At 68.4% G+C, this 19,802-nt stretch carries 16 protein-coding genes; 10 read left to right on the top strand and 6 right to left on the bottom strand.

All coding sequences use genetic code 11. The annotated features are described in order from the left end of the window. Positions 1-34 precede the first annotated feature (34 nt). Positions 35-823 (bottom strand): SDR family oxidoreductase, encoded by a 789-nt coding sequence (locus tag MBR110_RS28115; RefSeq protein ID WP_046425708.1) that lies wholly within the window; start codon positions 821-823, stop codon positions 35-37. A 65-nt stretch (positions 824-888) separates the two neighbouring features. Beyond that, entirely contained in the window at positions 889-2,118 is a 1,230-nt protein-coding gene (locus MBR110_RS28110; RefSeq protein ID WP_181709568.1) for a dienelactone hydrolase family protein, read from the bottom strand. 353 nt (positions 2,119-2,471) lie between these two features. Here MBR110_RS28110 and MBR110_RS28105 point away from each other — a divergent pair, with 353 nt between their 5' ends. Next, a complete protein-coding gene (locus tag MBR110_RS28105) occupies positions 2,472-3,497 on the top strand; it encodes an AraC family transcriptional regulator (RefSeq protein ID WP_014726166.1) in 1,026 nt (341 codons plus the stop codon). 171 nt (positions 3,498-3,668) lie between these two features. After that, entirely contained in the window at positions 3,669-4,862 is a 1,194-nt protein-coding gene (locus MBR110_RS28100) for an NnrS family protein (protein WP_181709567.1), read from the top strand. Between the two features lie 177 nt (positions 4,863-5,039). On the opposite strand, the gene MBR110_RS28095 is transcribed toward MBR110_RS28100, so the two are convergent. Further along, the gene (locus MBR110_RS28095; protein ID WP_014726164.1) at positions 5,040-6,149 is read right to left on the bottom strand and encodes an S-(hydroxymethyl)glutathione dehydrogenase/class III alcohol dehydrogenase; all 1,110 of its coding nucleotides are present in this window, start codon (positions 6,147-6,149) and stop codon (positions 5,040-5,042) included. Between the two features lie 55 nt (positions 6,150-6,204). Then, positions 6,205-6,480 (bottom strand): formaldehyde-responsive transcriptional repressor FrmR, encoded by a 276-nt coding sequence (frmR, locus tag MBR110_RS28090; RefSeq protein ID WP_011880512.1) that lies wholly within the window; start codon positions 6,478-6,480, stop codon positions 6,205-6,207. A 358-nt stretch (positions 6,481-6,838) separates the two neighbouring features. Here frmR and MBR110_RS28085 point away from each other — a divergent pair, with 358 nt between their 5' ends. From MBR110_RS28085 to MBR110_RS28075, 3 genes are all read left to right on the top strand, one after another. After that, a complete protein-coding gene (locus MBR110_RS28085; RefSeq protein ID WP_011880511.1) occupies positions 6,839-7,558 on the top strand; it encodes an autoinducer binding domain-containing protein in 720 nt (239 codons plus the stop codon). Between the two features lie 650 nt (positions 7,559-8,208). Continuing rightward, a complete protein-coding gene (locus tag MBR110_RS28080; protein ID WP_011880510.1) occupies positions 8,209-8,583 on the top strand; it encodes a nuclear transport factor 2 family protein in 375 nt (124 codons plus the stop codon). Positions 8,584-8,697: 114 nt separating this feature from the next. Beyond that, positions 8,698-10,248: an MFS transporter gene (locus MBR110_RS28075; RefSeq protein WP_059463224.1), complete on the top strand. Its 1,551-nt coding sequence runs from the start codon at positions 8,698-8,700 to the stop codon at positions 10,246-10,248. 213 nt (positions 10,249-10,461) lie between these two features. On the opposite strand, the gene MBR110_RS28070 is transcribed toward MBR110_RS28075, so the two are convergent. Next, a complete protein-coding gene (locus tag MBR110_RS28070; protein WP_046427193.1) occupies positions 10,462-11,550 on the bottom strand; it encodes an aldose epimerase family protein in 1,089 nt (362 codons plus the stop codon). A 25-nt stretch (positions 11,551-11,575) separates the two neighbouring features. Next, a complete protein-coding gene (locus tag MBR110_RS28065; protein WP_011880507.1) occupies positions 11,576-12,769 on the bottom strand; it encodes a XylR family transcriptional regulator in 1,194 nt (397 codons plus the stop codon). Positions 12,770-13,032: 263 nt separating this feature from the next. Between MBR110_RS28065 and xylA the strand changes: the two genes are divergently transcribed. From xylA to MBR110_RS28040, 5 genes are all read left to right on the top strand, one after another. After that, on the top strand, positions 13,033-14,355 hold the full coding sequence (gene xylA, locus MBR110_RS28060) for a xylose isomerase (RefSeq protein WP_059463226.1): 1,323 nt from the start codon (positions 13,033-13,035) through the stop codon (positions 14,353-14,355). Positions 14,356-14,359: 4 nt separating this feature from the next. Beyond that, the gene (gene xylB, locus MBR110_RS28055) at positions 14,360-15,838 is read left to right on the top strand and encodes a xylulokinase (RefSeq protein ID WP_059494713.1); all 1,479 of its coding nucleotides are present in this window, start codon (positions 14,360-14,362) and stop codon (positions 15,836-15,838) included. An 86-nt stretch (positions 15,839-15,924) separates the two neighbouring features. Further along, positions 15,925-16,953, top strand: a complete 1,029-nt coding sequence (gene xylF / locus MBR110_RS28050; protein WP_014726158.1) for a D-xylose ABC transporter substrate-binding protein — start codon at positions 15,925-15,927, stop codon at positions 16,951-16,953. A 71-nt stretch (positions 16,954-17,024) separates the two neighbouring features. Then, positions 17,025-18,584 carry a D-xylose ABC transporter ATP-binding protein gene (xylG, locus tag MBR110_RS28045; RefSeq protein ID WP_059463227.1) on the top strand — a complete coding sequence of 520 codons (1,560 nt, stop codon included), beginning with the start codon at positions 17,025-17,027 and terminating at the stop codon, positions 18,582-18,584. After that, entirely contained in the window at positions 18,581-19,780 is a 1,200-nt protein-coding gene (locus MBR110_RS28040) for a sugar ABC transporter permease (protein ID WP_011880502.1), read from the top strand. Before xylG ends, MBR110_RS28040 begins: the two co-directional genes overlap by 4 nt. The last annotated feature ends 22 nt before the right edge of the window (positions 19,781-19,802 follow it).

Here is a 19,802-nt window from a genome sequence, read left to right as displayed (position 1 = left end):
GGGTCGTGATGCGGCGCGGCGAATCGGCTTGCCGCTATTGCGCGAGCTGCGGGATCGCCGGCACGGCCTGCTCGGGGCCCATCGCGGAATAGCCGCCGTCCACCGCGTAGTCGGCGCCGGTGACGAAGCTCGCCGCGTCGCTGCACAGGAACGTGACGACCTGCGCGACTTCCGACGGGTCGCCGACGCGCCCGAGCAGATGAAACGGCGCGGCCACGCGGTCCGTCTTCGCGCGGTCGCCGTGCGTCATCTCGTCCATCACGCGCGACCAGGTCCAGCCCGGCGACACCGAGTTCACGCGGATCCGGTCCGCCGCGAGATCCATCGCCATGCTGCGGGTGAGCTGGCGCATCGCGGCCTTCGAGGTCGGGTAGAGCCAGCGGCCCGTCTGCGCGCATTGCGCCGAGATCGAGCTGAAGTTGACGATCGCGCCGCCGCCGCGCCGCACCAGGTGCGGATGCACGGCCTTGACCAGCATCGCCGCCGATACGACGTTGACGTCCATCGCCGCGAGCCAGTCGCGGCGCGTCGCGCGGATGCCGTCGTCGACGTAGCTGCATGCGAGGTTGATCAGCAGGTCGATCGCGCCGAAGCGCTCGACGACGGCCGCCACCGCGTGCTCGATCGCACGATCGTCGGTGATGTCGGTGGCGATGAAGATCGCGCGCTCGCCGAGCGTGTCGGCGACGCGCGCGCCGTTCTGCACGTCGAGGTCGACGATCGCGACGCACGCGCCGGCGCGCACCAGATCCTGCGCGACCGCCGCGCCGATCAGCGTGGCGCCGCCGGTGACGATCGCGACTTTGCCTGCCAGAGCTGTCATGGGGTGTCTCCTGGAATGATTGAGTGAAGGCGATGCGCTCGCGCTGCGGGCCGTCGCTCGGGCGCTTACGCGCTGTCGCGCCAGCGCTGCATCAGCTGGTTCGACGGCACCGTTTCGTCGAGCAGCTTGCGCGCCGTCTCGACGCCGGCGACCGGCAGCCCGGCCGCGTCCAGCAAGCCGATCTGCACGAGCACGCTGGCCTGGTCCCAGTAGATGTGCTCGTGATAGAGCTTGTCGCCGCGGAACTTGACGATCGCGACGAGCGGAATCTCGACGCGTTTACCGGTCGGCGCGACGCCGGGCAGCATCCAGTCGATCTCGGTGGTGTGGGTGAAGCAGAACAGCAGTTCGTCGACGATCTGGCTCGCGCCGATCGTGCGCGAGATCGGCGTGATCGTCGTGTCGGGCGGGTTCGCATGCACGAAGTGATGCGTGTAGAAGCGCTTGAGCTCGTCGTGACCGACGCCGCCGGTCAGCGTCGGGATATGGTTCACGTACGGTTGCGCGACCATCGTGGCCATCGTCGCGTCGACGTTGCGCGTGTCGAATTCGTGGCGCAGGTGTTCTTCCCACAGTGCGGACAGATCGTAGTGCGGGCCGAGCGCCGCACGGAACGCGGCGATCGCGCGCTGATGCGCCATCACGGCGGCCGCCTTGTCGAAGTGATCGCCGCCGCTGCGCGCGAACGCATGGTCGACGCCGGGATACACGTACACCTCGACGCCATCGCGGCCGCTCAGCGCTGCGGCGATGCGCGCCTGCGCGTCCGGCGGGCAGAAGCGGTCCTGGGCGGCGATCTGCAGCACGAGCCGGCCGCGCACGCCGGCCGCCTCGTCGAGCGCGTGCTCGATCCCGACGCCGTAATAGCTGACCGCGGCCGCCACGTCCGGCAGCCGGCACGCGGCCAGATAGGCGAGCTTGCCGCCCAGGCAGAAGCCGAGCACGCCGGCCTTGCCCGAGCACTCCGGCCGGCCGGTCAGCGCGGCCAGCGCGGCGGCGACGTCGTCGACGCCGTCGTTTTCGTCGTAGTCGCGGTACAGCGCCATCGCGCGCTCGAAGTCCGGCGCGGTGTAACCGAGCTCGATGCCCGGCGCCTGACGCCAGAACAAATCGGGCACGAGCACCGTATAGCCTTCTTCGGCGTAATAGTCGGCCACGTCGCGCATCGTCGCGTTCGCGCCGAAGATTTCGTGGCACAACACGATACCGGGCCCCTTGCCGGCCGCCGGCGTGCTCAGATACGCGCGAAACGCGCCGCCGTGCGGCGACGGAACCTCGATGTGTCGTCCTTTCATGCGTCCCTCCCTTCGGTGCGTTGCTTGGATGGACCCAGTATTGGTGGACGAAATTGGCACTTCTATCCGCTTTCTTCGGCCGGTATCCGCGGATTCCGGAAACCTGCGGCGCGCCATGCGGCGCCGCGGCCGGTGCGCGGCGCACTGCGGGTATGTGCGGATGCGGAAGACCCGCGCAGTTTTCTACGATGCGCGAACGGTCCGCTTCTTGCGTGATGGGCGTGGGGCTTGCGCGCGCGACGGCGCGGACTGTCCGGATAGTCCGGGTGCTATCCGGATCGTGCGACGGGCTTCCCAGGAATCGGGAACACGTGCACTGCGCAAGTGCGATCGGGCACGACGGGAGAACTTCGATGGGGCAATTTACGGGAACGGGCTGGCTGGGCGAGGCCGCCTGTTTCAATCGCGACACGCTGTTGCTGCAGTCGAACGACGTCGACGAGGTGCGCGCGCGCGTGGCCGACGTGTTCAAGCCGCATCGGCTCACGCCGACCGGCGCCGCGCACGCGCTGCACGGCTGCATGCATCACGCGCGCTGGGGCAACCTGTCGCTGAACCTGCTCGACTACGGCGGGCAGGTGGCGATCGAGCCGGGGCCGCTCGAACACTTCTATCTGCTGCAGATACCGTTGCGCGGGGATGCCGAGATCGAGTGCGGCGCGGCGCGCTTCGTGTCGTCGCCCGACACCGCGTCGCTGCTGTCGCCGACGCTGCCGGTCCGGATGCAGTGGGGCGACGCGTGCCCGCAGGTGATCCTGCGCGTCGAGCGCGAGGTGATGGAGCGGCATGCGCGGCGCCATTTCGGCGACGAGCGCCGCGCGCCGGTGGAGTTCGAGCCGGAGTTCAGCCTCGCGTCGCCGCAGGGCGCGTGCCTCGCCCAGATGCTGCCGATGCTGGCCGACGCGATCGCAACCGACGGGCATCCGTTGCGCCATCCGCTCGCGTTCGAGCAGTTGGAGTCGACGCTGCTGAACCTGCTGCTGTACGGCCATCCGAACAGCATACGCAACGGCGCACGTCCGGCGCCGGCGCCGCTCGCGCCGTTCTACGTGCGGCGCGTCGAGGAGTACATCCGCGCGCATCTCGACGAGCCGCTGACGATCGAGCGCCTGGCCGAATTGGCGGGCGTGAGCCCGAGCACGCTGTTCGCCGGGTTTCGCAACCGCCACGGCAGCACGCCGATGGCGTATCTGCGCCAGTTGCGGCTGCAGCGCGTGCGCGACGAATTGCTCGACGACGCGACGCCGGGGCTCGCGTCGGTGACGGACATCGCGCTCAAATGGGGCTTCGCGCACCTCGGGCGGTTCGCGATCGAATACAAGCGGGCGTTCGGGGAATCGCCGTCGGCCACGCTGCGGATGCGACGCGCGCGATGCTGACGGGGCGATGACAACACACGCGCGGTTGCGAAAGTCTCGCACATGCGTGAAGTGCGAGCTTGACGCAGGTCACGAACGCGGACGATGCCACCGCGCTGCGTAGGGGCACCCATCGTCGCGTGCGTCGGAGGTCTAGGATGAACGACGTCATCCTCGATCGACGGAGCGCACATGAAAATCAGCGAGCCCATGCAGGCGCCATCCGCGCCCGCCACGCCGCCGCTGCTGCAACTCGGGCTGCGGCCTTTCTATCTGACCGGCGCAGGGTTCGCGAGCATCGCCGTCGCGGTGTGGCTCGCGGCTTGGCACGGTGTGCCGGCCGCGGGGCGCGCAGGCGCGATGACCGGCCTCATGTGGCATGTGCACGAGATGATCTTCGGCTTCGTCGCCGCGATCGTCGTGGGCTTTCTGCTGACCGCCACGCGCGCGTGGACGTCGCGCGAGACGCTGCGCGGCCCCGCGCTCGGAGCCCTGTGGCTGCTCTGGCTCGCCGGACGCGTGCTCGTCTGGTCGGGGCCGGCCGTGCCCGCGGCGATCGTCGATGCGCTGTTCCTGCCCGTGACCGCCGCCGTGCTGCTGCGCGTGCTGCTGGCCGCGAAGAACCGGCACAACGTGTTCCTGCCGGTCGCGCTGCTGCTGTTCGGTGCGCTCAACGTGCTGTTCCATGTGGCCGTGACGACCGGCCGCGCGGATCTCGCGCTGCGCGCCGCCTACGCGGCGACGGGGCTCGTCGTGTTCTTCGTCGCGGTGATCACGGGCCGCATCGTGCCGATATTCACGATGAACGCGATCCCCGGCTTCACGATGCGCCGCTTCCGGCTCGTCGATACGCTCGCGGGGCCGGCGGTCGCGCTCACGCTGTTCGCTGATGCGCTCGGCGCACCCGGCGCATTGCTGATCGCCGCCGCGCTCGCGACTGCGGTGCTGCATGCGTGGCGCATCGTCGGGTGGCGCTCGTGGCGCGTCGGCAAGCGGCCGATCGTGTGGATTCTGCACGTGTCGTGTCTGTGGATTCCGATCGGCTTCGTGCTGCTCGCGTTGTCGGTCGCCGGCGTGGTCGCGCACTCGCTCGCCGTGCATGCGTTGACGGTCGGGGCGATCGGCGGCGCGATCGTCGCGATGATCACGCGCACCGCGCTCGGCCACACGGGGCGCATGCTCGCCGCCGGCCCGTGGGAGCAGCTGTGTTACTGGCTGGTGATCGTCGCGGCGGTGCTCCGCGTGTTCGGGCCGCTCGTGCCTGGGGTGGGCTACGTCGTGTGGCTCGATGCGTCCGCTGCTTGCTGGATCGTGGCATTCGCCGCGTATGCCGTGCATTACGCGCCGATCCTGATGTCGCCGCGCGCGGATGGTCGCAGGGATTGACGGGCGTGCGACCGGACCGCGCGTATGTGTGAAGCGCCGCCGCATTCCCGGCGCAGCAGGCCGCGGCCGGCGCGATCGTAACGCACCCGCAGAATGCACGACGCCGGCCAAACCTCGCGGTTTGCCGGCGTCGTCATGCGGCGCGACCGGCTGCGTGGCCGGCCGATCGGATGGGGATCAGAAATGCACGACGGTGCGGATCGACTTGCCTTCGTGCATCAGGTCGAACGCTTCGTTGATGCCGGTGAGCGGCTTCGTGTGCGTGACGAACGGCGCGAGCTGGATCTTGCCGGCCATTGCGTCCTCGACCATGCCCGGCAGTTCGGAGCGGCCCTTGACGCCGCCGAACGCGGTGCCGAGCCAGCGGCGGCCGGTGACGAGCTGGAACGGACGCGTCGAGATTTCCTGGCCGGCGCCCGCGACGCCGATGATGACGGACTGGCCCCAGCCGCGGTGCGCGCATTCGAGCGCGGCGCGCATCACGTTGACGTTGCCGATGCACTCGAAGCTGTGGTCGACGCCCCAGCCGGTCATCTCGACGATCACCTGCTGAATGGGCTTGTCGTAATCGCTCGGGTTCACGCAGTCGGTCGCGCCGAACACGCGCGCGAGGTCGAACTTGCCGGGGTTCGTGTCGACCGCGATGATGCGGCCGGCCTTCGCGAGCTTGGCGCCCTGGATCACCGCGAGGCCGATGCCGCCGAGGCCGAACACGGCGACGGTGTCGCCTTCCTGCACCTTGGCGGTGTTCTTCACCGCGCCGAGGCCGGTCGTGACGCCGCAGCCGAGCAGGCAGACCTGCTCAGGGTTGGCGTCGGGGCTGATCTTGGCGAGCGACACTTCGGCGACGACCGTGTATTCGCTGAAGGTCGAGCAGCCCATGTAGTGATAGACCGGCTGACCGTTGTAGCTGAAGCGGGTGGTGCCGTCCGGCATCACGCCCTTGCCCTGCGTCGCGCGCACCGACACGCACAGGTTGGTCTTGCCGCTCTTGCAGAACAGGCACTCGCCGCATTCGGCGGTGTACAGCGGAATGACGTGGTCGCCCGGCTTGACGCTCGTCACGCCTTCGCCGACTTCGACCACGATGCCGGCGCCCTCATGGCCCAGCACGGCGGGGAACAGGCCTTCCGGATCGTCGCCGGACAACGTGAACGCATCGGTGTGGCATACGCCGGTGTGCGTGATCTTGACGAGCACCTCGCCCTTGCGGGGCGGCTCGACGTCGAGCTCGACGATCTGCAGCGGCTTGCCCGCCTCGAATGCAACTGCGGCACGTGATTTCATGGGAATCCTTTAAGTAATCATCGAATGAATCGGCACGTCGACGATCCCGTATCGGTCAGCGCAAATACGACCGGACGAGCGTCACGATATCGTCGATCGACCCGGAAGCGGGGCGCGTCGCGTCCGCGAGCTGGGTGAATTCCTCGCGCAAATGGCTTTCGAGCACGCCGGCCATCACGCCGTTGATCGCGCCGCGAATCGCAGCCAGTTGCTGGAGTATCGGGCCACAGTCCGCGCCGTCTTCCAGCGCTTGCTCGAGCGCGTTCAGTTGCCCGCGCACGCGGCGCACGCGGGTCAGGACGCGCTTTTTTTCTTCGGGGGAATGCGGCATGGGATCGTGGGCTCCGGATACTGGGGGGCAGTATAGAGGAATGTCGGGGGGAGGTATACGGGGGGGTTGCCGGGGGGCGGGGGGATGACTGGGCGGCAGGGAAGGGAGGTCCGTCGCGATCGGGATGGGAGCGGCAATGGCAGCGTTACCGGCGGCTCCTGCTCGGGGGTGTGCGACCGCAGGACATTCGGCAGTTCCGGGCCGCCGGTGTCGCGGCCGGCCGCGCGGCCACGTAGCGTTCGCCATTTTGGGAAACGCGGCCGAATTGATTCGGTTCCGGAGTTCGGATATGGTGACCGGCGCGATTCACGGGTCGGGAACACTATATTGAATAACCGAGCGATCAAAGGGGCCGTAGATGAGTCAATGGCGAGAATCGCTGCTGGCGAGCATGGAGCAGGCGGAAACCGCATCCGACGCATTCGATGGTCTCGCGCCGGCCGTTCGCGCGCTGGGGTTCGAATACCACGCATATGTGCTGCGGGTCACGATACCGATTACGCGGCCCGCCAGCATGGAATGGAACAATTTTCCGCAAGCATGGCGCGCCCATTACGCGCAAAAGCGGTATCAGCATGCCGATCCGGTTCTCCATTACGGACAAGCCTGCACCCGGCCAATGCCCTGGCCGGGGCCGCTGGCCGGCCATGACGCGTTCTGGCGCGACGCAGCGGACTTCGGCCTGCGCCACGGCTGGTCGCAGACGCTCCGCGATCATCGCGGCGCGATGGGCACCTTCAGCCTCGTGCGCGGCGGGCCGCCCATCTCGCCGGAAGAGTTGCGGCGCACGGAGCCGGAGATGATCTGGCTTTGCCAGTTCGTGCACGCGACGATGAGCAACCTGATCGTTTCGGACGTGATGCCGAGCGGCGCAATGCGGTTGTCGCTCCGCGAGAAGGAAGTGCTGCACTGGACGGCGGAGGGCAAGACGGCCGCCGAAGTCGCGGCGATTCTTCAATTGACCGAACGCAACGTCGGTTTCCATATCCAGAATGCGATGGACAAGCTCGACGCCACCAACAAGACTCACGCAACGGTCAAGGCGGCGATGCTCGGGCTGATTCCGGTTCGCGATTAGTCCCGGCTTGGCACCGGCAGCAAACGCCGATTCCTGCGCGACGGCAGCCGTCGGTGGACTGCCGGCGCGTCCGCGTCGGGCGGTGCGAGCATAGCAACGTGCGTGCGACGCCGTCTTGAGGCTGCTCGATGGCGGAGGTCGTATCGCACGCGGCGCTGGCGGCGGCGATCGGCGGGAGGCCCGCGCCCTGATTGGCTTGGTCCGGCACCGGTCGGTTGCCATGCCGTCGCGATGCGCCGGCAGCGACACGCGCACCGGCGTGGTTCGGCGCATGACGCGCTCACTAGCAGTTTTCCTGGAAATTTTCACGCGCCGGCGACTGTGAATTTTCACACTTGATCGGGCCGCGGCCGTCGATAAGATGAGACCTCGATCGGCATCGCAGCGTGAGAAGACCACTACGCGGAAAACGAAAACGGCAACGCCGTCGTGAGGCCGCACGGCGATGTGTGCAATGCGGTCACGCAAGAGCTCCATCGCGACCGCGACGACGAATCCATCTTGTCGTAGGAATCGCTCGGCCGTCGTCTATCCGTCGAAGACGCGCCCCGAATGCCGCACGGCCCGTCCAGCAACGGCGCATCAGGCCGGCTCGCCCCGAACACCGGGTCGATCGTCGTTCCACCAACCCAACGAACAGGTGAAAACCCATGAGTCACGATACGAAAACCCTCGCCGAGCAAGTCGTCCGCGCGTTCGAGGCGCGCGATATCGAGTCGATGTCGGCGCTGCTCGCCGACGACGTGCGCCTCGAGGACGTACCGCTCGGCGCGCATGTCGGCAGGCATGCCGTCGTCGAGAAGATCACCGACTTCTTCGGCAAGGCAAGCACCTATCGCTGGGAGCAGCAGCGCTTGATCGCACAGGGCAGCACCGCGATCGTCGAGCGCACGAGCCATATCGTGCTGGGCGGCAAGGAGATTCGGTTGCCGATGGTGGTGATTCTGGAGTTCGACGCAAACGGCAAGTTGACGCTCTTCAAGGACTATTTCGATCTGCAGACGCTGGAGCGGCAACTCGCATGACGGCGTGGCCGGCGGCCGTGCCGAGCGGCGTCGCTCGGCACGTCCCTGGTTCATCGCGACGACAGATGCACATGTTCCAGTGAGCGATCAGCGCAGCCATAACGAGGCAATTCAATGAAGAAATGGATCGTTCTATTTTCGATCGGCATCTGCCTGCTGCTCGCCAATCTCGACATGACGATCGTGAATCTGGCCTTGCCGGCGTTCTCGACGGAGTTCGGTGCGTCGATGCAGCAGATTCAGCTCATCATCGTCAGCTATCTGACCGCGGCTGCGGCGTTCTTCTGCCTGTTCGGCAAGATGGCCGACAGCGTGGGCCGAAAGCGCGTGTTCATGTTCGGCGCGGTGCTTTTCATGGTGTCGTCGCTGTATATAGGCGCGTGGTCGAGCACGGTCACGGAGATCATCGTCGCGCGGTTCGTCCAGGGCGCGGGTTTCGCCGCCACGCTGGGTCTTGCGCTCGTGCTCATCGCGAATGCGTTTCCGCCGGACCAGAAGGGCTTCGCGACTGGCGTCGCGGTCACCATCACCGGGGTCGGCATGGCGCTCGGACCGCCGACCGGTGGCTTCATCCTGCAATATCTCGGGTGGCGCTGGATCTTCCTGCTGAACGTCCCGCTCGGCTTGCTTTCGATCGTACTGACCTGGATTTTCGTGTCCGACGACGCAGCCGGAGCGCGTCGCCCGCTGGCGCTAGACGTCGCGGGCGTGCCGTTCTACCTGTTCGCCCTCGGTTGCCTGATCTATGTGTCGAACATGCTGAGCACGGCCGCGACCGCCACACTCGCCGCGATCGCCGTGGCCGGGCTGCTGTCGGCGGCGATATTCGTGCGACGCAGCCTGCGCAAGCCGGCTCCGCTGATCAACGTGACGTTGTTGACGAGCCGCGGCTATCTCACGGTCATCCTGATCCGGATGATCTTCAATTACACGATGGCCAGCTTTCTGTTCGTGCTGCCGCTGTTCATGCAGAACGTACTCGACTACTCGAAGCTGAAATCCGGCATGTGGCTGCTGTGCATGACGATCGCGGTCGCGTTCATCGCGCCGCTGGCCGGCAAAGTAATCGATCGCGTTGGCTTCCGCATTCCTACGCTCGTATCGATGTCGCTGCTGTTCGTCAGTTGCGCGGCGTTCTGCGTGCTCGGGCCCGCTACGTCGAGTGCGATCTTCGTCGTCGGGTTGTTCTGCTTCGGTGTGTCCAACGGCATGCTGACGACCGCGACCATCAACGGCGTCACCACCCAGGTGCCTGCGAAAGATGCCGGTACGGCGATCGGCTTGTTCTTTACGCTCGTGATGGTGGGCTCGATGTTCGGCGTGAGCGTCGCGGGGCTCGTGCTGGATCGCGTGAGCCACGCGGAGGTGGTCGCCCGTCTCGCGCATGCGGCACTGCCGCTCGCCGAACCGGCACGCGCTGCACTGTTCATGGCCGCGAACGGCAGCCGCAATATTGCCGAATCGGGATTGCAGAACGATGCGCCGACGTTCGCGGCGGCGACGCAGATTGCGCATGCTGCCTACTACTCGGCGCTCGGCAAGCTGATGACCGGGAATGCGCTACTGACCCTGGTCGGTGTCGGGCTCAGCATCATGCTGTTGAAAAAGCAACCATCCAGATCGATGTCCGGAGCGACGCATGCGATCGAGATTCCCGAGCGCTGAGTGGAGCCGTCGCAGCGCTGACAGCGGCGGGGGATACGTGTGTCAGCTCAGCTATATCCCAACGGCTCGCCACCTGCGCCCCACATCACGCATCGCGGCCGCGCAGACGATCCGCGCACGAACCGAAGCCGAATTCGACCGCAACTCACCCCGAGCACCGCGGCACGACGCGATCACGCGCGCCGCCGGCGAACCGCGGCATGCACGCGCCCACTACCCCCGCACCCCCACCCGATACCGCGTCGTCTGCCGATAAACCTGCCCCGGCCGCAGAATCGTCTCTTCGCGCAACCCATCCATATTGACCTGATCCGGAAAGTACCCGGCCTCGACGCACAGCGCCGCATGCGGCGCGCACACCACACCGCCGCTCACGCGCAAGCCCTGCAGATAGTTGCCCGTATAAAGCTGCAGCCCGCGTTGGTCGGTCGACACGGCGAGCTCGCGCCCGCTCTCCGGATCGTAGATCGACGCAACCGTTCGCACGCCGCCCCCCGGTTCGCGCAACACGTAGCAGTGATCGAACCCGCGCCCGCGCGCGAGCTGCGCATGCGGCCAGTCGAGGCGCGCGCCGATCGGCGCGCTCTGGCGGAAATCGAACGCGCTGCCCGTCACGTCGGCCGTGCCGGTCGGGATCAGCGCGTCGTCCACTTCGACGAACGCATCGGCGTCGATCTGCAGCAGATGTCCGCGCACGTCGCCGCCCGCGCGTCCGCTCAGGTTGAAGTAGCTGTGATTCGTCAGGTTCAACGGCGTCGGCGCATCGGTCACGCCCGTGTAGTCGATCGTCAGCGTGCCGTCGTCGTCGAGCGTGTAACGGACCTGCACGCGCACGTTGCCGGGAAACCCCGCATCGCCTTCCGGCGACTCGAGCCGCAGCGTCAGCCCGCCGCGGTCGTCGATCACGTCCCAGCGCGCACGGTGAAAGCCGCTCGCGCCGCCATGCAGCAGGTTGCCGTTCTCGTTGCGGTCGAGCGGATAGTCGATGCCGTCGAGCGTGAAGCGCCCGGCGGCGATCCGGTTGGCCCAGCGGCCGATCGTCGCGCCGAGGTACGCGCCCGCGTCGAGATACTCGGCCGGCGTGTCGTGCGCGAGCACGATGTCGGCGAAGCGCCCGGTGCGATCCGGCGCGAGCCACGACACGACGGTCGCGCCGAGATCGCTGACGACGACGCGCACGCCGTGCGCATTGCGCAGCGTATAGCGCCGCACGGGGTCGCCGCCGGGCAGCGTGCCCCACGGCTCGGACGGAATGCGGCCGACGTCGGTCGCCGGGTGAGAAGTGTCGGTATCGATACGCATGAGTGGTTCGCTGGTGGCGGTGAATTCAGTGGGCGGCCGCCGCGCGCTCCTGGTATTCGCGCGGCGTGCAGCCGAGTTCGCGGCGGAACACCGCATACATGTATTGCAACGACGTGAAGCCGCAGCGGATCGCGACTTCCGCGCTCGGCGCATCGCGCGCCGCGAGCAGCGCCTGCGCGGCCTCGAGCTTGTGACGCAGGATCTCCTGATGCACGGTGCGCTGCAGCTCGCGCCGGAAATGCTCTTCGAGCAGCGAGCGTGACACGCCGACATAGTCGGCGACCTGCTCGGTCTTGATCCCCTGGCACGCGTACTGGCGGATGAAGTGCCGCGCGCGCATCACGTGCGGGCTCGCGAGCGGCTGATGGCGCGTCGATTCGAGCACGTTGATGCCGACCGGCGGCACGAGGATGCGCTGCCCGGGAAACCGCGCGCCGCGCAGCATCCGGTGCAGCAGGTGCGCCGCGGTGCGGCCCATTTCCTCGGTGCCCTGGATCACCGACGACAGCGGAATGCGCGTCAGCGTGCGCGTGAGCGGATCGTTGTCGATGCCGATGATCGCGACCTGCTCGGGCACCGCGATGCCGGCGATCAGGCACGCCTGCAGCAGATGCCGCGCGCGCGCATCGGTCACCGCGATGATGCCGACCGGCTTCGGCAGCTCGCGCAGCCAGCCGATCAGCTGCTCGATCGCGTGATCCCAGCCCGATGCGCTCGTCGACACGCCGCGGTAGATCGGCGCATCGAGGCCGTCTGCGCGCGCGAGGCGGTCGAACGCGAGTTCGCGCTGCTGCGCCCAGCGGTTCTCCTGCGCGGCCGGCAGGCTGTACATCGCGAAGTGCGCGAGCCCCGCGCCGATCAGGTGCGTATAGGCGAGCGACACGAGCTTCGGATTGTCGGTCGCAATATATGGGACATCCTGCGGGTATTGCGCCGGGTCCTCGTACGACGAACCGAGCGCGACGACCGGCAGCGGCGAGCCGGCGAGCGCATCGGCCACGGCCGGATCGTCGAAATCCGCGATGATCCCGTCGCCGTCGAAGCGCTCGATGCCGGCCAGCCGGCAGCGAAAGTCGTCTTCGAGGAACAGGTCCCACACGACGCGCGTCGTGTGCAGATACTGGCCGATGCCGCTGATGATCTCGCGGTCGTAGACCTTGTTCGCGTTGAACAGCAGCGCGATGCGGTGCGGTGTCTGGGCGGAAGGGGCGCGGGTCATGTCGGTGTCGGGGCGGGCGCCGCCGGGGCGCCGCGCCGTTGTCTCCGGGGCGCGCCGCGGGCGGCGCGCGTTCGTCTGGTGTCCGGCGATTGTAGGACGGAACGCGCGCCGCGCGTGCGCGGCTGGCAAGAAACGTTAAGCGTGCTGCGCAATTTCGCAATTGCCGGCCGGCAGGCGCGCGGGCACGATCCAGCCAGATCGAATTCGGCTGCGCGCGCCACCCCGGCGCGCTGCGCTGCAACACGACCCCGGATGGAGACGCCATGTCGTATTTCGAACACATTCCCGCGATTCGCTACGAAGGTCCGCAGTCGGACAACCCGCTCGCCTATCACCACTACGACCCCGACAAGCACGTGCTCGGCAAGACGCTCGCCGAGCATCTGCGCATCGCGGTGTGCTACTGGCACACGTTCGTCTGGCCGGGCCACGACATGTTCGGGCAGGGCACCTTCGTGCGGCCCTGGCAGCAGCCGGGCGACCCGCTCGAGCGCGCGCAGATGAAGGCCGACGCCGCGTTCGAATTCTTCTCGAAGCTCGGCACGCCGTTCTACACGTTCCACGACACCGACGTCGCGCCGGAAGGCGACAACCTGCGCGAGTACGCTGCGAATTTCGCGCGGATGGTCGACTATCTCGGCGAGCGCCAGCAGGCGAGCGGCGTGCGGCTGCTGTGGGGCACGGCGAACCTGTTCTCGCATCCGCGCTTCGCGGCCGGCGCGGCGACCAACCCGAACCCAGACGTGTTCGCATGGGCCGCGACGCAGGTGCGCCACGCGCTCGACGCGACGCACCGGCTCGGCGGCGAGAACTACGTGCTGTGGGGCGGCCGCGAAGGCTACGAGACGCTGCTCAATACCGATCTGAAGCGCGAGCGCGACCAGTTCGCGCGGTTCCTGTCGATGGTGGTCGAGCACAAGCACCGCATCGGCTTCGACGGCGCGCTGCTCATCGAGCCGAAGCCGCAGGAGCCGACCAAGCACCAGTACGACTACGACGTCGCCACGGTGCACGGCTTCCTCGTGCAGTACGGCCTGCAGGACGAGATCCGCGTGAACATCGAGGCGAACCATGCGACGCTCGCCGGCCATTCGTTCCATCACGAGATCGCGAATGCGTTCGCGCTCGGCGTGTTCGGCAGCGTCGACGCGAACCGCGGCGATCCGCAGAACGGTTGGGACACCGACCAGTTCCCGAACAGCGTCGAGGAGCTGACGCTCGCGTTCTACGAGATCCTGCGGCACGGCGGCTTCACGACCGGCGGGATGAACTTCGACGCGAAGGTGCGGCGCCAGAGCGTCGCGGCGGAAGACCTGTTCTACGGCCACGTCGGCGCGATCGACGTGCTCGCGCTCGCGCTCGAACGCGCGGCGGTGCTGGTCGAGAACGACCGGCTCGACGCGCTGCGCCGGCAGCGCTACGCGCAGTGGGACGACGCGTTCGGCCGCAAGATCCTGTCGGGCGGCTACACGCTGCAGTCGCTCGCCGACGACGCGCTCGCGCGCGGCGTGAACCCGCAGCACGTGAGCGGCGCGCAGGAGCGGCTGGAGAACATCGTGAACCAGGCGATCTACGCGCTGCGCTGACGCCATGTACATCGGACTCGATCTCGGCACGTCGGGCGTGAAGGCGGTGCTGCTCGACCGCGACGGCGCGGTGCGCGCCTCCGCCAGCCACGCGCTGACGGTGAGCCGGCCGCATCCGCGCTGGTCCGAACAGGCGCCGGGCGACTGGTGGGACGCCGCATGCGGCGCGCTCGCGGCGCTCGTCGCCCACGCGCGCGCGGCCGGCATCGACGCGCGCGACATCGTCGCGCTCGGGCTGACCGGCCAGATGCACGGCGCGACGCTGCTCGACGCGCACGGCGACGTGCTGCGCCCCGCGATCCTCTGGAACGACGGCCGCGCCGACGCGGAATGCGCGGAGCTCGAACGCGCCGCACCGACGCTGCGCGCGGTGGCCGGCAACATCGCGATGCCGGGCTTCACCGCGCCCAAGCTGCTGTGGGTGCGCCGTCACGAGCCGGACGTGTTCGCGCGCATCGCCCACGTGCTGCTGCCGAAGGATTATCTGCGCTACCGGCTGACGGGCGCGTTCGCGACCGATGCGTCGGATGCGGCCGGCACGCTGTGGCTCGACGTCGCGAAGCGCGACTACGACGATACGCTGCTCGCCGCGTGCGGACTGTCGCGCGCCCAGATGCCGACGGTGTTCGAAGGCAATCGCGTGACCGGCACGCTGCTGCCGGCGGTGGCCCGCGCGCTCGGCCTGCGCGAGATCCCGGTGGTGGCGGGCGGCGGCGACAACGCGGCCGGCGCGGTCGGCGTCGGCATCGTGCGGCCCGGCGATGCGCTGCTGTCGCTCGGCACGTCGGGCGTGTACTTCGCGGTGTCGGACGGCTTTCGCGCGAACCCGGAATCGGCCGTGCACAGCTTCTGTCACGCGTTGCCCGACACGTGGCATCTGATGTCGGTGATGCTGAACGCGGCCGGCTGCATCGACTTCACCGCGCAACTGACCGGCTACGAAGGCGTGGCGGCGCTGCTCGCCGACGCGGAAGCGAACGCGCGCGACGCGCGCCCGTGGTTCCTGCCGTATCTGAGCGGCGAACGCACGCCGCACAACGACGTGAACGCGAAGGGCGTGTTCTATGGGCTCACGCCCGACACGCGGCGCGCCGATCTGGCCAATGCGACGCTCGAAGGCGTCGGCTTCGCGCTGCTCGACGGCATCGACGCGCTGCATGCGGCAGGTCTCGCGCCCGAGCACATCACGGTGATCGGCGGCGGCTCGCGCAGCGCGTACTGGACCCAGATGCTCGCCGACCTGAGCGGCCGCGCGCTGACGCTGCGCGAGGGCGGCGAAGTCGGCCCGGCGCTGGGCGCCGCACGCCTCGCGCAGCTTGCGTGCGAGCCCGCCGCGTCGCTCGACGACGTGTGCCCGCAGCCGCCGGTGGTCGCGGTGCGCGAGCCGGATCGCGAGCGGCACGCGTGGTATCGCGACGTGCGGCGGCCGACGTTTCGCGCGCTGTACCGCGCGCTCGAACCGGTGTTCGCGACGGGCGCATGACGCGCCCGGCGACGACTCGATGCGGGCCGCCCGTTCCGACGGCCGCCCGGCGTTCGTAAGGTGGTTCCATAACAAGGAGTGGAGACATGCAATCCGTGACGCGTCGTACCGTATTGAGTTCGCTTGCCGGCGCCGCTGCGCTGGCGATCCTCGCACTGGGCGCACCGCTCGCGCATGCGAGCAAGGACAAGCCCGAGATCGGCTTCTGCATCGACGATCTGCGCGTCGAGCGCTGGTCGCGCGACCGCGACTATTTCGTTGCGGCGGCAACCAAGCTCGGCGCGAAGGTGTCGGTGCAGTCGGCCGATGCGAGCGAGGAGCGGCAGATTTCGCAGATCGAGAACCTGATTTCGCGCGGCGTCGACGTGATCGTGATCGTGCCGTTCAACTCGAAGACGCTCGGCAACGTCGTCGCCGAAGCGAGGAAGGCCGGCATCAAGGTCGTGTCGTACGACCGGCTGATCCTCGATGCGGACGTCGACGCCTACATCTCGTTCGACAACGAGAAGGTCGGCGAACTGCAGGCGCAGGGCGTGTTCGACGCGAAGCCGAAGGGCAACTACTTCCTGCTCGGCGGCGCGCCGACCGACAACAACGCGAAGATGCTGCGCGAAGGGCAGCTCAAGGTGCTGAAGCCGGCGATCGATCGCGGCGACATCAAGGTGGTCGGCCAGCAATGGGTGCCCGAGTGGAGCGCCTCGACCGCGCTGCGCATCGTCGAGGACGCGCTGACCGCCAACAACAACAAGATCGATGCGATCGTCGCGTCCAACGACGGCACCGCCGGCGGCGCGATCCAGGCGCTCGCCGCCCAGCATCTGGCCGGCAAGGTGCCGGTGTCCGGGCAGGACGCGGATCTCGCCGCGGTCAAGCGCGTGATCGGCGGCACGCAGACGATGACCGTCTACAAGCCGCTGAAGCTGATCGCGAGCGAAGCCGCGAAGCTCGCGGTCGATCTCGCGAAGGGCACGAAGCCCGCGTTCAACGCGCAGTACGACAACGGCAGGAAGAAGGTCGATACGGTGCTGCTGCAGCCGACGCTGCTCACCAAGCGCAACGTCGACATCGTCGTGAAGGACGGCTTCTACACCCAGGCGCAGCTGGCGAGCCAGTAACGGCGCGCGCGGCGCGCTGCACGCGGCCGGCCCTGTGCGCGGCCGCGTGCCGATTGCGAGGCAATGAACGTATGACCGAACCCTTGCTGACGATGCGCGGCATCGTCAAGGCATTCGACGGCGTGAAGGCGCTCGACGGCATCGACCTGACCGTGCGCCCCGGCGAATGCGTCGGCCTGTGCGGCGAGAACGGCGCCGGCAAGTCGACGTTGATGAAGGTGCTGTCGGGCGTGTATCCGCACGGCACGTGGGACGGCGAGATCCGCTGGGAAGGCGCGCCGCTCGTCGCGTCCGGCGTGCGCGACACGGAACGCGCGGGCATCGTGATCATTCACCAGGAGCTGATGCTCGTGCCCGAGCTGTCGGTCGCGGAGAACATCTTCCTCGGCAACGAGATCACGCTGCCGGGCGGCCGCATGCACTACGCGGAGATGGTGCGCCGCTCGGAGGCGCTGCTGCGCGAGCTGCGCATCGACGCGATCAACGTCGCGCAGCCGGTGATGAACTACGGCGGCGGCCACCAGCAGCTGATCGAGATCGCGAAGGCGCTCAACAAGCGCGCGAAGCTGCTGATCCTCGACGAGCCGTCGTCGTCGCTGAGCGCCGCGGAAACGCGCATCCTGCTCGACATCGTGCGCGACCTGAAGCGCCGCGGCGTCGCGTGCGTGTACATCTCGCACAAGCTCGACGAGATCGACGCGGTGTGCGACACCGTGACCGTGATCCGCGACGGCCGCCACGTCGCGACCGAGCCGATGCGCGCGCTGAGCACCGAGCGGATCATCTCGATGATGGTCGGGCGCGACATCGGCAACCTGTATCCGCGCGAGCCGCACGAGATCGGCGAGGTCGTGCTCGAAGCGCGCAACGTGACCTGTCACGACGTCGCCAACCCGCGCCGCAAGCGTGTCGACGACGTGTCGTTCAGCGTGCGGCGCGGCGAGATCCTCGGCGTGGCCGGGCTGGTCGGCGCGGGCCGCACGGAGCTGATGCAGGCGATCTTCGGCGCGTATCCGGGGGCGAGCACGGCGACCGTGCGAATGAACGGCCGGCCGCTCGCGATCCGCTCGCCGGCCGATGCGATCCGCGCCGGCATCGCGATGGTGCCCGAGGATCGCAAGCGTCACGGGATCGTGCCGCAGCTCGGCGTCGGCCACAACATCACGCTGTCGGTGCTGCGCCGGTTCGCCACGCGCGGCCGGATCGACGCGGCCGCCGAGCTCGACGCGATCCGCACCGAGATGCAGCGGCTGTCGGTGCGCGCCGCGCATCCGTTCCTGCCGATCGCGAGCCTGTCGGGCGGCAACCAGCAGAAGGCGGTGCTCGCGCGGATGCTGCTCGCCGACCCGCAGGTGCTGATCCTCGACGAGCCGACCCGCGGCGTCGACGTGGGCGCGAAGGCCGAGATCTACCGGCTGATCTTCGCGCTCGCGCGGCGCGGCGTCGCGCTGATCGTCGTGTCGTCGGAGCTGCCGGAAGTGCTCGGGCTCGCCGATCGCGTGCTGGTGATCGGCGAAGGCGAGCTGCGCGGCGATTTCGCGAACGACGGTCTCACGCAGGAACAGATTCTCGGCGCCGCGCTGAAGCCCGCGCGGCGTCCGACCGAACCCATTGCAGCGAGTGCGACATGAATACCGAACTTTCCTCCTCTTCCGCCGTGCCGCCGGACGCCGACGCGCGCCGCCTGCGCGGCCATCCGCTGCGGCAGATCTTCGTGCGCTACAAGGTGCTCGCGCTGCTGTTCGCGGTCGTCGCGATCTGGGCGTTCTTCTCGGTGCTGACCGACGGCGCGTTCGTCACGCCGCGCAACGTGTCGAACCTGCTGCGGCAGATGTCGATCACCGGCATGCTCGCGTGCGGGATGGTGTTCGTCATCATCGCCGGCGAGATCGACCTGTCGGTCGGCTCGCTGCTCGGGCTGCTCGGCGGCGTCGCGGCGATCCTCGACGTCAACCGCCACTGGCCGGTGGCCGCGACGGTGCCGGCGGTGCTCGCGCTCGGCGTGCTGGTCGGGCTGTTCAACGGCTGGTGGTCGACCTACCGGCGCGTGCCGTCGTTCATCGTCGGGCTCGGCGGGATGCTCGCGTTCCGCGGCATCCTGCTCGGCGTGACGGGCGGCTCGACGATCGCGCCGGTGTCCGACGGCTTCGTGTTCCTCGGCCAGGGCTATCTGCCGCGCGCGGTGGGCGACGGCCTCGCGGTGCTGCTGTTCGCGCTCGTCGCGCTGCTGGTCGTGCGGCAGCGCGGCACGCGCCGGCGCTACCGGCTCGCGGTCGTGCCGCCGTGGCAGGACGTCGCGAAGGTCGTCGGCGCCGGCGCCGTGCTGTTCGCGTTCGTCGCGACGCTCGATCGCTACGGCGGCATTCCGGTGCCGGTGCTGCTGCTGCTCGCGCTGCTCGGCGTGTTCTCGTGGATCGCGACGCAGACGGTGTTCGGCCGGCGCATCTATGCGGTCGGCTCGAACCTGGAGGCCACGCGCCTGTCCGGCGTCGACACCGATCGCGTGAAGCTCGCGATCTTCGCGCTGATGGGGCTGATGTGCGCGTTTGCCGGCATCGTCAACACCGCGCGGCTCGCGGCCGGCTCGCCGTCGGCCGGCACGATGGGCGAGCTCGACGCGATCGCCGCGTGCTTCATCGGCGGCACGTCGATGCGCGGCGGGTCGGGCACCGTGTACGGCGCGCTGATCGGCGCGCTCGTGATGGCGAGCCTCGACAACGGGATGTCGATGCTCGACGTCGACGCGTACTGGCAGATGATCGTGAAGGGCGCGGTGCTGGTGCTGGCCGTGTGGATCGACGTGGTGTCGCGCTCGAACCGGCGCTGACGGCGCGGGCGCGTCGGCGGGG

It is taken from the genome of Burkholderia sp. MBR-1, from assembly GCF_013822785.1.
GTDB lineage: Bacteria > Pseudomonadota > Gammaproteobacteria > Burkholderiales > Burkholderiaceae > Burkholderia > Burkholderia vietnamiensis.
The sequence above is the reverse complement of the archived record's forward strand: the minus strand, read 5'-3'. Positions and strand labels throughout refer to the sequence as shown.

Excerpts from the sequence above, each read along its gene's own strand:
- MBR110_RS28115 (WP_046425708.1), bottom strand. The coding sequence starts at position 823 with ATGACAGCTCTGGCAGGCAAAGTCGCGATCGTCACCGGCGGCGCCACG.
- MBR110_RS28040 (WP_011880502.1), top strand. The coding sequence starts at position 18,581 with ATGAATACCGAACTTTCCTCCTCTTCCGCCGTGCCGCCGGACGCCGAC.
- xylA (WP_059463226.1), top strand. The coding sequence starts at position 13,033 with ATGTCGTATTTCGAACACATTCCCGCGATTCGCTACGAAGGTCCGCAG.
- xylF (WP_014726158.1), top strand. The coding sequence starts at position 15,925 with ATGCAATCCGTGACGCGTCGTACCGTATTGAGTTCGCTTGCCGGCGCC.
- MBR110_RS28105 (WP_014726166.1), top strand. The coding sequence starts at position 2,472 with ATGGGGCAATTTACGGGAACGGGCTGGCTGGGCGAGGCCGCCTGTTTC.
- MBR110_RS28085 (WP_011880511.1), top strand. The coding sequence starts at position 6,839 with ATGAGTCAATGGCGAGAATCGCTGCTGGCGAGCATGGAGCAGGCGGAA.
- MBR110_RS28095 (WP_014726164.1), bottom strand. The coding sequence starts at position 6,149 with ATGAAATCACGTGCCGCAGTTGCATTCGAGGCGGGCAAGCCGCTGCAG.
- xylB (WP_059494713.1), top strand. The coding sequence starts at position 14,360 with ATGTACATCGGACTCGATCTCGGCACGTCGGGCGTGAAGGCGGTGCTG.
- MBR110_RS28110 (WP_181709568.1), bottom strand. The coding sequence starts at position 2,118 with ATGAAAGGACGACACATCGAGGTTCCGTCGCCGCACGGCGGCGCGTTT.
- MBR110_RS28065 (WP_011880507.1), bottom strand. The coding sequence starts at position 12,769 with ATGACCCGCGCCCCTTCCGCCCAGACACCGCACCGCATCGCGCTGCTG.
- MBR110_RS28080 (WP_011880510.1), top strand. The coding sequence starts at position 8,209 with ATGAGTCACGATACGAAAACCCTCGCCGAGCAAGTCGTCCGCGCGTTC.
- MBR110_RS28100 (WP_181709567.1), top strand. The coding sequence starts at position 3,669 with ATGAAAATCAGCGAGCCCATGCAGGCGCCATCCGCGCCCGCCACGCCG.
- MBR110_RS28075 (WP_059463224.1), top strand. The coding sequence starts at position 8,698 with ATGAAGAAATGGATCGTTCTATTTTCGATCGGCATCTGCCTGCTGCTC.
- frmR (WP_011880512.1), bottom strand. The coding sequence starts at position 6,480 with ATGCCGCATTCCCCCGAAGAAAAAAAGCGCGTCCTGACCCGCGTGCGC.
- MBR110_RS28070 (WP_046427193.1), bottom strand. The coding sequence starts at position 11,550 with ATGCGTATCGATACCGACACTTCTCACCCGGCGACCGACGTCGGCCGC.
- xylG (WP_059463227.1), top strand. The coding sequence starts at position 17,025 with ATGACCGAACCCTTGCTGACGATGCGCGGCATCGTCAAGGCATTCGAC.